Origin of the sequence: Azospirillum agricola, assembly GCF_020005195.1 — a bacterium.
Taxonomy (GTDB): Bacteria; Pseudomonadota; Alphaproteobacteria; order Azospirillales; family Azospirillaceae; genus Azospirillum; species Azospirillum agricola.
Window position 1 is genome coordinate 1,514,745 of record NZ_JAIFZR010000005.1, and the last position, 13,695, is coordinate 1,528,439.

At 69.9% G+C, this 13,695-nt stretch carries 15 protein-coding genes; 13 read left to right on the top strand and 2 right to left on the bottom strand.

The genetic code is table 11. The features are described 5' to 3' along the window. Positions 1 to 9: 9 nt before the first annotated feature. Positions 10 to 699: a pyrimidine 5'-nucleotidase gene (locus tag JN22_RS22190; protein ID WP_085555983.1), complete on the bottom strand. Its 690-nt coding sequence runs from the start codon at positions 697 to 699 to the stop codon at positions 10 to 12. 194 nt (positions 700 to 893) lie between these two features. Between JN22_RS22190 and JN22_RS22195 the strand changes: the two genes are divergently transcribed. From JN22_RS22195 to JN22_RS22210, 4 genes are all read left to right on the top strand, one after another. Then, complete coding sequence (locus JN22_RS22195; RefSeq protein WP_085555984.1) at positions 894 to 2,630, top strand: sensor domain-containing diguanylate cyclase; 1,737 nt, start codon at positions 894 to 896, stop codon at positions 2,628 to 2,630. Then, positions 2,627 to 3,937, top strand: coding sequence for a DUF2336 domain-containing protein (locus JN22_RS22200; RefSeq protein ID WP_223677841.1), 1,311 nt, complete (start codon positions 2,627 to 2,629; stop codon positions 3,935 to 3,937). The genes JN22_RS22195 and JN22_RS22200 overlap by 4 nt, the downstream gene beginning before the upstream one ends. Positions 3,938 to 3,978: 41 nt before the next feature. Next, entirely contained in the window at positions 3,979 to 4,611 is a 633-nt protein-coding gene (locus tag JN22_RS22205) for a hypothetical protein (RefSeq protein WP_085555985.1), read from the top strand. Positions 4,612 to 4,842: 231 nt separating this feature from the next. Further along, complete coding sequence (locus tag JN22_RS22210; protein WP_085555986.1) at positions 4,843 to 5,508, top strand: J domain-containing protein; 666 nt, start codon at positions 4,843 to 4,845, stop codon at positions 5,506 to 5,508. A gap of 15 nt (positions 5,509 to 5,523) precedes the next feature. Here JN22_RS22210 and JN22_RS22215 read toward each other — a convergent pair whose 3' ends face one another. Further along, a complete protein-coding gene (locus tag JN22_RS22215) occupies positions 5,524 to 6,879 on the bottom strand; it encodes a pentapeptide repeat-containing protein (RefSeq protein WP_085555987.1) in 1,356 nt (451 codons plus the stop codon). Between the two features lie 303 nt (positions 6,880 to 7,182). On the opposite strand from JN22_RS22215, the gene ffh reads away from it, so the two are divergent. The 9 genes from ffh to yidC all read left to right on the top strand — a co-directional run bounded on the left by ffh (position 7,183) and on the right by yidC (position 13,610). Continuing rightward, complete coding sequence (ffh, locus tag JN22_RS22220) at positions 7,183 to 8,550, top strand: signal recognition particle protein (protein ID WP_085555988.1); 1,368 nt, start codon at positions 7,183 to 7,185, stop codon at positions 8,548 to 8,550. Positions 8,551 to 8,622: 72 nt separating this feature from the next. Beyond that, positions 8,623 to 8,976, top strand: a complete 354-nt coding sequence (gene rpsP / locus JN22_RS22225) for a 30S ribosomal protein S16 (protein ID WP_085555989.1) — start codon at positions 8,623 to 8,625, stop codon at positions 8,974 to 8,976. Positions 8,977 to 9,012: 36 nt separating this feature from the next. Further along, entirely contained in the window at positions 9,013 to 9,570 is a 558-nt protein-coding gene (gene rimM / locus JN22_RS22230) for a ribosome maturation factor RimM (protein WP_085555990.1), read from the top strand. A gap of 59 nt (positions 9,571 to 9,629) precedes the next feature. After that, a complete protein-coding gene (gene trmD, locus JN22_RS22235) occupies positions 9,630 to 10,379 on the top strand; it encodes a tRNA (guanosine(37)-N1)-methyltransferase TrmD (RefSeq protein WP_247877529.1) in 750 nt (249 codons plus the stop codon). Between the two features lie 42 nt (positions 10,380 to 10,421). Next, a complete protein-coding gene (rplS, locus tag JN22_RS22240) occupies positions 10,422 to 10,814 on the top strand; it encodes a 50S ribosomal protein L19 (protein WP_085555992.1) in 393 nt (130 codons plus the stop codon). Between the two features lie 95 nt (positions 10,815 to 10,909). After that, positions 10,910 to 11,044, top strand: coding sequence for a 50S ribosomal protein L34 (gene rpmH / locus JN22_RS22245; protein WP_085555993.1), 135 nt, complete (start codon positions 10,910 to 10,912; stop codon positions 11,042 to 11,044). Positions 11,045 to 11,052: 8 nt separating this feature from the next. Beyond that, positions 11,053 to 11,487 carry a ribonuclease P protein component gene (gene rnpA, locus JN22_RS22250; protein ID WP_085555994.1) on the top strand — a complete coding sequence of 145 codons (435 nt, stop codon included), beginning with the start codon at positions 11,053 to 11,055 and terminating at the stop codon, positions 11,485 to 11,487. 25 nt (positions 11,488 to 11,512) lie between these two features. After that, positions 11,513 to 11,821 (top strand): membrane protein insertion efficiency factor YidD, encoded by a 309-nt coding sequence (yidD, locus tag JN22_RS22255; RefSeq protein WP_085557292.1) that lies wholly within the window; start codon positions 11,513 to 11,515, stop codon positions 11,819 to 11,821. A gap of 58 nt (positions 11,822 to 11,879) precedes the next feature. After that, on the top strand, positions 11,880 to 13,610 hold the full coding sequence (gene yidC, locus JN22_RS22260; RefSeq protein WP_085555995.1) for a membrane protein insertase YidC: 1,731 nt from the start codon (positions 11,880 to 11,882) through the stop codon (positions 13,608 to 13,610). Positions 13,611 to 13,695 lie beyond the last annotated feature (85 nt).

A 13,695-nucleotide genomic window follows, 5' to 3' on the forward strand; every position in this document is an offset into this window, starting at 1 on the left:
CGCCGCCCGTCAATCCACCGCGTCGGCGACGGCGGCGAGCCAACCCGGCAGGTCGTCGACGCTGTGGTCGATGTGGGTGCCGGTTCCGACCCCGGCCTTCTCGTACTCCAGCTCCCCGCGCACCCAGACGGTGGTCATCCCCAGCGCGTGGGCGGGCACGAGGTTGCGGGCGATGTCCTCGACCATGCAGGCGCGGGTGGGATCGATGCCGTGCCGTTCGACCAGCGTCGCGTAGGGGCGGGGGTCGGGCTTGGGCACATAGTCGGCGGCGGCGATGTCGAACACGGCCTCGAAGCGGTCGAGGATGCCGAGCCGGCCGGCGACGTTCTCGGCGTGGCGGACCGAGCCGTTGGTGTAGATGATCTTGCGGCCGGGCAACCGGTCGAGCGCGCCGGTCAGCACCGCCGACGGCTCGACGCCGGCCACGTCGATGTCATGGACATAATCCATATAGGCGACAGGATCGACGTCGTGCTCGCTCATCAGGCCGCGCAGCGTGGTGCCGTAGTCGCGGAAGAACCGCTTCTGGCGGTCGCGCGCCTCGGCGAAGGGGATGCCGAAATGCTCGGCGATGAATTCGCTGATGCGGCGGTCCACCTGGGCGAACAGGTTGCAGGAGGCGGGGTAGAGCGTGTTGTCGAGGTCGAAAATCCAAACCCCGGTGTCACGCAGCGCTGTCAGCTTGGCGGGAGCGGTCATGCGGCTTAGAATGGGGCGCCCGCGCTCCCGCGGCAAGCCGCTTCGCTGGGGTTTTCCCCGCGCCCCGTCACGTCTGATGCTTGATTGAAGATTAACCGCCGAGGCGGTAGCATGGATCCGGCCGGCGCCTGGGCCGCATCCGTAAGTATAGACTGCGATCCATTTTTCGCCTGACACGTTTTTCAGAGATCTCCGTGGACCATCCCTTGGCCGCAGCGTCGCTTCCCTTCACCGATCCCGCCGGCGCCGATCCCGCCGGGCCGGCCGCCCTGGTCGCCGCCTATCCGGGACCGGCCCTGCGGCTGGCCGACGGCCTGTCGATCGCCGAGGCCAACGCCGAGGCGGAGGAGATGCTGGAGAACGACCCGCGCTGGTTTTCCGACCTCCAGTCCTGGCTGTCGGCCTCCAGCGTGGCGCCGGGCCTGCGGTCGGTCCCCATCGAGTCGGCGCGCGGCATCATGATCGTCGAATGGGCCGGCGTGCCGCTGGCCGACGGCGGCTTTTTGCTGCTTGGCCGCGACGACACGCTGGAACGGCAGCTCCGCCACACGCTGACCGAGTCGCGGCGGCGCTACAAGGATCTGGTCGAGGTGTCCTCCGACTTCGCCTGGGAAACCGGCCCGGACGGCACCTTCGTCTTCGTCACCCACAAGGGGGCGCTCGGCTACGACACGGATTCGCTGATCGGACTCGACCCGCGCCGGCTCGCGTTGGAGGAGTGGGGCGATTTGCCGCTGCCCTTCGACACGCACCGCCCGGTCGACCAGAGCGAGCTGTGGCTGAAGAGCGCCGACGGCACGCCGGCCTGCGTCGTCGCGTCGGCCCTGCCGCTGTTCGGGGCGCAGGGCGAGTGGCTGGGCGCCCGCGGCGTCTGCCGCGACGTCACCGACCAGGTGCTGCGCTCGGCCGAGCTGGCGCGGGTGCGCAACCGGGAGCGGCTGCTCGCCCACATCGTCCACACGCTGCGCGACCGGCTCGACGCGGCGGAGGCGCTGACCGTCGCCGCCGCCGAGACCGCCCGCGCGCTCAGCGCCGACGGCTGCCGCATCTACCGCGCCGGCGAGGAGGGCGGGCTGGTGCTGGTCGCCGAGTTCGGGGCGGCTCTGCCCGACAGCGAATGCGCGGGCGGGGCGCAGCTGGCCCCCATGCTCGACCGCATCGCCGCGGCCGACGGGGTCGTCATGGACCAGATCGGCGAGCTGCTGCTGGTCGGCGCGCGCACCGAGCACCGGCAGGCGCTGAACGGCACCGTCCTGGTCTGGCGCGCCGACGATTCCGAGCCGTGGGACGAGGAGGACCGCCACCTGCTGTCCGGCGTCGCCGACCACATCGGCATCGCCCACGCCCATCTCGCCTACCAGGAGCGGCTGCGCCGCCTGTCGGAACGCGACGGGCTGACCGGCCTGTTCAACCGCCGCACCTTCTTCGAGCGGCTGGAGGAGGCGCTGGAGCGCACCGACAGCGGCCCGTCGGCGCTGCTCTACGTCGATCTCGACAATTTCAAGGCGGTCAACGACCTGCACGGCCACCAGCAGGGCGACACCGTGCTGAAGGCGATCGGCACGCTGCTGTCCTCCGGGGTGCGGCCGGGCGACCTGCCGGGGCGCCTGGGCGGCGACGAGTTCGTCCTGTGGCTCGGCCGCGCCGACGAGGCGCAGGCGCGCCGGGTCGCCGAACGGCTGCTGAAGGGGATGGCCGGGCTCGTCCACCTGTCGGCCAGTCCGGAGAAGCCGCTCGGCCTGTCGATCGGCATCGCCGTCCATGTGCCGGGGCGCGGCGAGACGGTGCGCGAGCTGACCGACCGCAGCGACGCCGCCATGTACGCCGCCAAGAAGAGCGGCAAGGGGCATTACGCGCTGGCCCCCGCCCATCAGCCGGCCACCCAGCCGACCGCCACCCAGCCGATTACCCTGGTGGAGACCGCGCCGTGAGCACGCGCACCGACCAGCAGCTCGACCCGGCCGATTACGAATCCGCCAAGCGCATGGTGCAGAGCGACGATCCGGCGGTGCGCCGCAAGGTCGCCGAGCACCCGAAGACCCGGCCGGAGCTGCTGTACTTCCTCGCCGCCGACGCCGCGGCCGAGGTGCGCCGCGCCATCGCCACCAACGCCGGCACGCCGCGCCAGGCCGACCTGATGCTCGCCAAGGACCGCGAGGTCATGGTGCGCCGCGCGGTGGCGAAGAAGATCGCCCGCCTGCTGCCGGAGCTGACCGCCAACCAGGCGGCGCAGATCGAGAAGCTGACGGTGGAGTGCCTGGAGACGCTGGCGCGCGACCAGGCGTCGGAGGTGCGCGGCATCCTGGCCGAGGCGCTGAAGGATTTGCCCAACGCCCCGCAGGGCCTGATCAACACGCTGGCCCGCGACGTCGAGCTGTCGGTCTGCGCCCCGATCCTCCAGCATTCGCCGATCCTCACCGACGAGGATCTGGCCGACCTCATCCTCAAGGGGCCGGTCAGCGGGGCGATGACCGCCATCGCCAGCCGGCGCAACGTCTCGGCCCCGGTCGCCGACGCCATCGCGCGGTCCAACGACGAGGCGGCGGTGACGGCGCTGCTCGGCAACCCGTCGGCGCAGGTGCGCGAGGACACGCTCGACCGCATCCTCGACCAGGCGCCCCAGCATGAACCCTGGCACGCCCCGCTGGTGCGGCGCCCGCGCCTGCCGGCCCGCGCGGTGGCGCGGCTGGCCAGCTTCGTCGCCGACAATCTGCTGAAGGTCCTCCAGAGCCGCGACGACCTCGACCCGGCGGCGGCGCGCGATCTGGCGGAGGCGGTGCGCCAGCGTGTCGGCAAGGCGGCGGCCGGGAACGGGCTGGGGCGCAACGACTTCGCCGCCGATGCGCATGGCGGCGCGTCGGCCGGGCCGGAGAAGACGGCCGAGAAGCCGGAGGACCGCGCCAAGCGCCTGAACAAGGAAGGCAAGCTCACCGAGAAGGTGGTGGAGGGCGCTCTTCTGGAGGGCGACCGTGCCTTCGTCCTCGCCGGTCTGGCGGAGCTGTCGCAGATTCCCGTTCCCATCGTCGACCGCATCGTCGGCACCCACGCCGCGCGCGCGGTGACGGCGCTGGTGTGGCGCGCCGGACTGACCATGCGCTTCGCCCGGCAGGTGCAACTCAGGCTCGCCCAGATTCCGCCAAAAACAGCGCTTAATGCTCGGGACGGCACGCAGTACCCGATGACCGACGACGAGATGCGCTGGCAGCTCGAATTCTTCGGGGTCACGGAGAAGGCGTAAGGCCGTTCCCTCCAGCCTGTCATCCCCCGCGGGTTCCCGTCATGCGTTCGCTGTTCCTCGCCTTCTTCATCGTCCTGATGACCGCGTCGGCCTTCGCCGCCGCCCCGCCGCGCGCCACCGTGGAGGAGCGCGAGGTCGCCGCCGCCTTCGAGGCGGCGCAGGCGGCGCTCTCCCAGCGGCGCGGCGCCGCCGTGGTGCCGCTGCTCTCCCGCGCCTCGGTGCGGGCGCTGGAGTCGGTGCGCACGGCCGCGCGCGCGCCGGGCGACGCGGCGGTCGAGCGTCTGGAGCCGGCGGAACGCTTCGCCGCCATGGGGCTGCGCCGCTATCTCGGGCCGGCGGAGCTGCGGCGGATGTCGGTCGGCGACATCGCCGACCACGCGCTGAAGCAGGGCTGGCTCGGCCCCAACATCATCGCGCGCAGCTCGCTGGGTTCGGTGCGGGTCAAGGGCGACCACGCGTCCGGTCTGCTGATGGTCGACAACCGGCCGGCCATGGTGCCCGCCGACTTCGTCCGCGAGGGCGGCGCCTGGCGCATCGACCTCGCCGGCGTCTTCGCTTTCGGCGGCCAGATGCTGAAGGGGCTGGCCGTCATGTCGGGCAAGGACGAGACGGCCTACATCAACGACCTGCTCGACAAGCTGCCGCCGGCCAAGCCGGGGGTGATGAGGCGGTAGAGTCGCCGCCGCCGAACGCCGACAAAGCTCCTGCGTCGGTTCCTCCGCCTGACGGGGAGGGCCGGGGTGGGGCGGGGATGCCGGTGGGCGCGCATCTGGCGACGGACGCAATCCCCTCGATGCCGCGCTGCAACCCAGCCGCGTTACGCCGACGGCGCCGTACAGCGCGGTTGCGGAGAATCCGGCCCCCGCGTAGACTCCCGGCGCCCACCCAAGCCGCTGGTGTCGACGATGACCGTTCCGGATGGCCTTTCCTGCGACGCCCCGGATGAGCCGGACACGGTGTTGCCGTCCGGCCGCGGCCTTCCCTGCGGCGCCCGCCTCGCCGGGGCGGTGCGCGCGCTGGCCGCCGCGAAGCGGACCGATCCCTCGGCCCTCGCCCTGGCGGCGCTGCTGCTGGTGCCGGACGGCGCCTGCGATCCGGGGGAGTGCGACGTGGACGGCCGTGTGACCCTGCCTCTGCGCCCGGTCGTCACCGCCACCGATTCCGCCGTCCGCCGGGCGTTGGCCGCCGCGGTGGCGCTCGCCGACCCGGCCTTCCGCATCGTTCCCGCCGCCGACGTCGGGCGGCTGGAGGCGGCGGTCGAGACGCTGGGCTACCGCAACAAGACTCTGGCCCACGCGCTGAAGCGGCTGTCCTTCCAGCCGCTCGATGGGCGCGTCACCGAGTTGCGCGACGCGGTGCAGATGTTTGGCTTCGTCAACGAATGGTGCTTCGACGAGGAGCAGGTGCGCCGCCGCTTCCGCGAACTGGCGCCGGTCTACCACCCGGACACCGGCGTCGTCGCCTGCCGCGAGCGGATGGCGCAGCTGATCGATGCCCGGAACCTGCTGGTCCGGCACGTCCGCACCGTTTATGGCTCCGGCGCCTGGATGGAGCGCGAGCCGGCCCGGTGATCCCCCGGGCGGAGTTCAGATGGCCGCCGCGAAGCCGATGGCGTCGATGGTGTTGGCCTTGTCCAGCGTGGCGCCGTCCAGCACCGCCCCGGTCAGGTCGGCCCCGGTCAGGTCGGCCTCGCTGAGGTTGGCGCCGCGCAGGTCGGCGCCGGCCAGATTGGCGCCGGCCAGGTTCGCCTTGCGCAGGTCGGCGTTCTGGAGGATCGCCATGCCGAGCCGGGCGCGCTGGAGGTTGGCGCGCCAGACATGGCCGCTCATCGTCTGGATGTGGACCGGGCCGAGTTGCGCCCCGGTCAGGTTGGCGCCGGTCAGGGTCGCCCGCTCCAGGTTGGCGCCGCGCAGGTCGGCGCCGGTGAAGTCGACCTTGCGCAGGTCGGCCAGCGACAGGTCGGCGATCGCCATCGCCACGCCGCTCAGGTTGGCGCCGCGCAGCGCGATGCATTGCAGGATGGCGGCGGACAGGTTGATGCCGTCCAGCTTGCGTCCAGACAGGTCGAGCGCCGACAGGTCGGCGCGCTTGCCGGCCTTGCCGCCGCTGTCGATCCAGGACAGATGCTCGGTCAGGATCTCGCGCAGGTCGTCATCGGGATTCTCCAGCGCCTTGGCCAGCACCGCCGCCTGGAGGTTGGGCGAGCGCAGCTGCGCGGCGTCGAGGATCGCGCCGATCAGGGTGGCGCCGGTGAAGTTGGTGCGGTTGATGGCGCAGCCGGTCATCACCGCGCCCGACAGCTTGGCGCCCGACAGGTTGGCCTCGGTCAGGTCGGCGTCGGTCAGGTCGCAGCCGGTCATGTTGGAGCCGGTCAGGTTGGCCCGCATGAACTTGGTGCCGCGCAGGATGGCGTCGGTCAGGTCGGTCTGCATGACGAAGGCGTTGGCGATCTTGGCCCGCGACAGGTCGGCGCCGCGGATGGTCGCCGCCGTCAGCTCGGATGTCAGCACCGAATCGTCGTACTGGTGGGCGATCATCTCGCCGCCGCTGTAATGCAGGAGCGTGCCGTCGCGCAGATCGACCTCGACCAGCGTCGCCTCGCTCAGCACGGCGCCGCGCAGGCAGGCGCCGCGCAGGTCGGCGCGCCGCAGGTCGGCCTTCTCCAGGTTGGCGAGCCGCAGGTCGGCGGCGTAGAGGTTGGCGTTGGACAGGTTGGCGGCGGTCAGCCGGGCGCTGAACAGCTTGGCGCCGGACAGGTCGGCGTCGGACAGGTCGATGCCCGACAAGTCGAGGTGCGACAGGTCGCGCATCTTCAGGTTGGCGCGCACGCCGCCGGGCTGGCTCTTGCGGAAGGCCTGGTGCCGCAACAGGATCGCGTTGAGCTGGCTCTGCGTCAGCTTGGTGCGCGGCGTGTTGGAACCGAAGCCCTGGGCGGACGACATCGCCGGAAAACCTTCTCAGTGTGGGTGCCCACTGTGCGGTCAAGAGCCAAAAGAATCGTTAAGGGTCGAAAAGATGTGACAAAATTTTTCCACCGATAACGGGTGTTCGGCAAGCCCGATCTTGGAGGTGTTGACTCGGCCTTTCGGCTTCTCTATGGTCCGCCGACCTGTCTTCCGCCAAGCCGATAGACCGGGTACCCCGGCCCGACGCCGGGTATCTCCGCCAGTCCGCGAGTTGTCGCGCACTGGCGCTTTTGTGCTTGTGCGGACGACGGACCCGAGACCGATAGGAACCGCAACCCCATGTTCGAAGGCCTGACCGGACGTCTGGGCGACATCTTCGACAAGCTGCGCCGCCGCGGCGCGCTGAGCGAGGAGGATGTCTCCGCCGCGCTGCGCGAAGTGCGCGTGGCCCTGCTCGAAGCCGACGTCGCCCTGCCGGTCGTCAAGCAGTTCGTGACCCAGGTCAAGGAACGCGCCGTCGGGCAGGAGGTCCTGCGCTCCGTCTCCCCCGGCCAGCAGGTCATCAAGATCGTCCACGACAACCTCGTGGAGATGCTGGGCGAGGGCGTCGACATCAACCTGAACGCCGCCGCCCCGGTGCCGATCCTGATGGTCGGCCTCCAGGGCTCGGGCAAGACCACCAGCACCGCCAAGATCGCGCTGCGCCTGAAGACCAGGGACCGCAAGAAGGTCCTGATGGCCTCGCTGGACGTCCGCCGTCCGGCCGCGCAGGAACAGCTGAAGGTGCTGGGCGAGCAGGTCGGCGTCGCCACCTTGGCCATCGTCCCCGGCCAGGACCCCATCGCCATCGCCAAGCGCGCCCTGGAGACGGGTCGCCTGGAAGGCTACGACGTCGTCATGCTCGACACCGCCGGCCGGCTGTCGATCGACGAGGAGCTGATGGCCGAGGTCGCGGCGGTCCGCGACGCGACGAAGCCGGCGGAGACGCTGCTGGTCGCCGACGCGATGACCGGCCAGGACGCCGTCACCGTCGCCACCAACTTCAACGACAAGGTCGGCATCACCGGCATCATGCTGACGCGCATCGACGGCGACGCGCGCGGCGGCGCCGCCCTGTCGATGCGGCAGATCACCGGCAAGCCGATCAAGCTGCTGGGCGTCGGTGAGAAGATCGACGCGCTGGAGCCCTTCCATCCCGACCGCATCGCCGGCCGCATCCTCGGCATGGGCGACGTCGTGTCGCTGGTCGAGAAGGCCGTCGAGACCATCGACAAGGACGAGGCCGAGAAGCTCGCCCGCAAGATGGAGAAGGGCCAGGGCTTCGACCTCGACGACATGGCGATGCAGCTCAAGCAGCTCCGCAAGATGGGCGGCATGTCCGGCCTGATGGGGATGCTGCCCGGCATCGGCAAGATCAAGAACCAGATGAAGGACGCCAACATCGACGACGGGATGATCAAGCGCCAGGAGGCGATCATCTCCTCGATGACCAAGGCGGAGCGGAAGAACCCCGACATCATCAAGGCGTCGCGCCGCAAGCGCATCGCCGCCGGCTCCGGCACTTCCGTGCAGGAGGTCAACAAGCTGCTCAAGCAGTTCGAGACCATGCGCGGGATGATGAAGCAGGTCCAGAAGCTGGGCAAGAAGGGCCTGATGCGCCAAGGGCTGCAAGGGCTTCTGCCGAAGAATTTCCGGGGGCCGATGTAGGCCCCCGCGAAGGGAAGGCGCGCGTTTCGCGCGGTTGTTTTTCAACGTTCCAACAGGAAAGTGTTTCGACCCATGGCTCTCAAGATTCGTCTGGCCCGCGGTGGCGCCAAGAAGCGTCCGTTCTACGCGATCGTCGTCGCCGACGCCCGCAGCCCGCGCGACGGCCGCTTCATCGAGAAGATCGGCACCTACAACCCGATGCTGCCGCGCGAGCACGAGCAGCGCATCGTGCTGGACGCCGAGCGCGCCAAGCATTGGCTGTCGGTCGGCGGCCAGCCGACGGACCGCGTCGCCCTGTTCTTCGCCAACGCCGGCCTGATCGAGAAGCGCGCCGTCAGCGAGACCCCGAAGAAGTCCGCCCCGAAGGCCAAGGCCCAGGAGCGTCTGAAGGCCGAAGCCGCCGCCCGCGCCGCGGCCGAAGGCTGAGATCGGGGCTGAGGTTCGGTGTCGGGCGCTCCCACGATGACCAGCAAGCTCTGCGTCGGCCAGTTCGCGGGATCGCACGGCGTGCGGGGGCTGGTGAAGCTGCGCAGCTTCACCCAGGACCCCGCCGACGTGGTGGCCTACGGCGCGCTGTCCGACGAGACGGGCGGCCGGACTTTCCGGCTGGCGCTCCAGGGCAAGGCCAAGGATCTGTTCCTGGCCAAGGTCGAGGGCGTCGCCACCCGTGAACAGGCCCAGGCTCTGGCCGGGGTGCGGCTCTACGTGGACCGCGCCGCCCTGCCGGAGACGGAGGACGAGGACGAGTTCTACCACGCCGACCTGATCGGTCTGCGGGCGGAACTCGCCGACGGCGGCCTCTACGGCACGGTGAAGGCGATCTATGATTTCGGGGGCGGCGACGTCCTGGAGATCCGGGTCGCGTCCGGTGCCCTGGAGATGCTGCCCTTCTCCAAGGCCTGCGTGCCGGTGGTGGACGTGCGCGGCGGCCGAATCGTCGTCGACCTGCCCGCCGTGATCGAGGCCCGCGAGGGTCAGGATGACGATGCGGAAGGGGAAGGCGGGGAGAAGGAGCCGTGAATCACGGCGCCGACGGCCCGCTGGTCTGGACCGCCAAGGTTCTGACGCTGTTCCCGGAGATGTTTCCGGGTCCGCTCGGCCAGAGTCTGGCCGGCAAGGCGCTGGAAAATGGAGTCTGGGCGCTGGAATCGGTGGACATTCGCTCGTTCGCGCGCGATAAACACCGCTCCGTCGACGACACCCCCTTCGGCGGAGGGGCCGGCATGGTCATGCGGCCCGACGTGCTGGACGCGGCCTTGACGGCGACGGCCGGGCCTGTGGGGGCGCCGGGACGCGGCAGGGCGATCTACTTGTCGCCGCGCGGCCGGGTGCTGGACCAGGCGCTGGTCAAGGAGTTGGCCGCCACCCCGGTGGTGACGCTGCTCTGCGGCCGGTACGAGGGGGTGGACGAGCGGGTCCTGGACGCGCACGGCCTCGAGGAGGTCAGCCTCGGGGATTTCGTGCTGTCCGGCGGCGAACCCGCCGCTCTGTGTTTGATCGACGCGGTGGTGCGCTTGCTCCCCGGCGTCATGGGCAACACGGAGACGGCGGGGGAGGAGAGTTTCGAGCGGGGGCTGCTGGAATACCCCCACTACACCCGCCCGGCGGTCTGGACCGACGGGCAGGGGGTGGAGCGCGCGGTGCCGGAGGTTCTGCTTTCCGGGCACCATGAAAAGGTACGGGCCTGGCGGCTCGCCGAGGCGGAGAGGATCACGGAGGCCCGACGGCCCGACCTGTGGTCCCCCTACGCGGCGGAACGCCAAGCCAGGAACGCGATGATGAACAAGGGTCGACGGCAGGTTCGCCGGCGCGATCCGAAACCGGAGTGACGGTCCGCCGCGAGGCGCGCCGAATGAAAGAGGGATAGTGCTATGAACCTGTTGCAGCAGCTCGAGCAGGAGCAGATCGAGAAGGCCCTCGGCGGCAAGACGATTCCCGCTTTCTCGTCGGGCGACACCGTCCGCGTGAACGTGAAGGTCGTCGAAGGCACGCGCGAGCGCGTCCAGGCCTATGAGGGCGTCGTGATCGCCCGCAAGAACGCCGGTGTGAATTCGTCCTTCACCGTCCGCAAGATCAGCTACGGCGAAGGCGTGGAGCGCGTGTTCCCGCTCTACTCGCCGCGCATCGACTCGATCGAGCTGGTCCGCAAGGGCGCCGTCCGCCGCGCCAAGCTGTACTACCTGCGCGACCGTCGCGGCAAGTCGGCCCGCATCACCGAGCGCACGACCGGCCACGGCATCGTCAAGAAGGCCGCCGCCGAGTAAGGCTGCGTTCCGTCCGCAGGTTCATGAGTTCAGTGCCCGGCTCCGGCCGGGCGCTGTTGTCCCGAAATCAACCAATCTTCTGAGGAGTAGGCGCCATGAAGCGCACGTTCCAGCCCAGCAACATCGTGCGTAAGCATCGCCACGGCTTCCGCGCCCGCATGGCCACCGTCGGCGGCCGCAAGGTCATCGCCCGCCGCCGCGCCCGCGGCCGCAAGGTCCTGAGCGCCTGAGTCCGGACATGGCGCCGGACCGCGCGGTCGGGCGCCTGATGCGGCGGCCGGAGTTTCTGGCCGTGGCCGGGACACGGCGCAAGCATGTGGCGCCCGGCCTGATCCTCCAGGTGCGTCGGCACGACGACCGGCAGCGCCCCGCCGATGGCGGGGTGACGGTTCGTCTCGGGCTGACGGCGAGCCGCAAGGTCGGCAACGCGGTGGTGCGCAATCGCGCCCGCCGCCGTTTGCGCGAGGCGGCCCGCCAGATCCTTCCCATTCACGCGCTCCCCGGACATGATTTCGTCCTGGTGGCACGCGGCGGTACGGCCGAACGGCCGTGGCTCGACCTTCTCGGCGACCTGACCGCCGGGCTGAAGCGGCTCGGCCTGTGGCGCGACGCGCCGTCCTCCCCTCCCGCCGCCCTGGCAGCCGACGCTTCCGCCGGCACGGGCGAGGGCTAGGAAAGGGGGGATTCGGATGCCCCGCATGAGCCCGCTCGCCCACGCGCTGCGCGCGCTGGTCTATCTCTACCGCTGGACGCTGTCGCCCTTCATCGGCATGCATTGCCGCTTCCAGCCGACCTGCTCCCGCTATTCCATCGAAGCGATTGAGACGCACGGCGCCATCCGCGGCGGCTGGCTGACCCTGCGCCGGATCGCGCGCTGCCACCCCTGGGGCGGATCGGGCTATGACCCGGTTCCCGACCCGGCGCGTCGCGAACACCGTCACAACGATCACCGTCACGGGGCCTGCTGCGGGCAGCCGACTGTTGCCGCGCGCCGCGAAAACCCGTAACTAGTCCGCGCAAACGCCGCCTGATGTTTTTCGAAGGCCCCACGGCAACCGGGACGCCATGACCGACCAACGCAACCTCATCATCGCGATTGCCCTGTCGATCGCCATCCTGCTCGGCTTCCAGTATTTCTACGAGAAGCCGCGGGTGGAACAGCAGAGGCAGATCGCCGCCCAGCAGGCCGCCCAGACGGAGCAGACGGTCAACGCGCCGGCGCCCGGCGTGCCCGGCGCTCAAGTCCCCGGCACGGCCGTCGAGGTCGCCAAGGATCGCGCCACGCTGGTGGCCGAGCAGGTCGCGGCGGGGTCGCGGGTGAAGATCGACACCCCGTCGCTGCACGGCTCGGTCAACCTCGTCGGCGGCCGCATCGACGACCTGACGCTGGCGACCTACCGCGAAACCCCGGACCCCAAGAGCCCGGAGATCGTGCTGCTCGCCCCGGCCGGCACGCCGCAGGCCTACTACGCCGAGTTCGGCTGGGTGCCGGAGGACCGTTCGGTCGCCACGCCCAACGACAAGACCGTCTGGACCGCCGACGCCGCCACCCTGACCCCGGCCAAGCCGCTGGTTCTGACCTGGGACAACGGCCAGGGGCTGGTGTTCGAGCGCAAGGTCGCGATCGACAACGACTTCATGTTCACGGTGACGCAGACGGTGCGCAACACCGGCGGCGCGCCGGTGCGCCTGCTGCCCTACAGCCTCGTCTCGCGCAGCGGCACGCCGCACACCTCGGGCTACTACATCCTGCATGAGGGCCCGCTCGGCGTCTTCGACGGCAAGCTGTCCGAGGAATCCTACGACAGCGTGCGGAAGGCCGGCACCATCGCCAAGGAGACCACCGGCGGCTGGATCGGCATCACCGACAAGTATTGGCTGGTCTCGCTGGTCCCCGACCAGAAGGAGAAGGTCACCGCCCGCTACGTCCACACCACGACGGGCAACGTCGACCGCTACCAGACCGACACCATGGGGGCTCCGGTCGAGGTGGCGCCGGGCGCCACGGTCGAGCAGACCGCGCGGCTGTTCGCCGGCGCCAAGCAGGTGAAGCTGCTGGACGGCTACGCCGATTCGCTGGGCATCAAGAACTTCGACCTCGCGATCGATTTCGGCTGGTTCTACTTCCTGACCAAGCCGTTCTTCTACGCGCTGGACTTCTTCGCGCGGGTGATCGGCAACTTCGGTCTGGCCATCCTGATGCTGACCGTCTGCGTCAAGGCCGTCTTCTTCCCACTCGCCAACAAGTCCTACCAGGCGATGAGCAAGATGAAGGCGCTCCAGCCGAAGATGCAGGAGCTGCGCGAGAAGTTCGGCGACGATCAGGCCCGGATGAACCAGGAACTGATGGCCATGTACAAGCGCGAGAAGGTCTCGCCGGTGTCGGGCTGCCTGCCGATCCTGATCCAGATTCCGGTGTTCTTCGCGCTCTACAAGGTGCTGTTCGTGACCATCGAGATGCGGCACGCGCCCTTCTTCGGCTGGATCCACGACCTGTCCTCGCCCGACCCGACGACCATCTTCAACCTGTTCGGCCTGATCCCCTGGGATCCGCCCGCCATGCTGCATCTTGGCGCCTGGCCGCTGATCATGGGCGTGACGATGTGGCTCCAACAGAAGATGAACCCGGCCCCGCCGGACCCGGTGCAGCAGAAGGTCTTCCAGTTCCTGCCCATCATCTTCACCTTCATGCTCGCCGGCTTCCCGGCCGGCCTGGTGATCTACTGGGCCTGGAACAACCTGCTGTCGGTCGCCCAGCAATGGACGATCATGCGGCGCATGGGTGTGAAGGCCTGACCGCCCCGTTCTCCTGGGCCATCCTCTCCGGATGACACGAGCGCCGGCCGACGTTTCCCTTGACGGGCGTCGGCCGGCGTCGTGC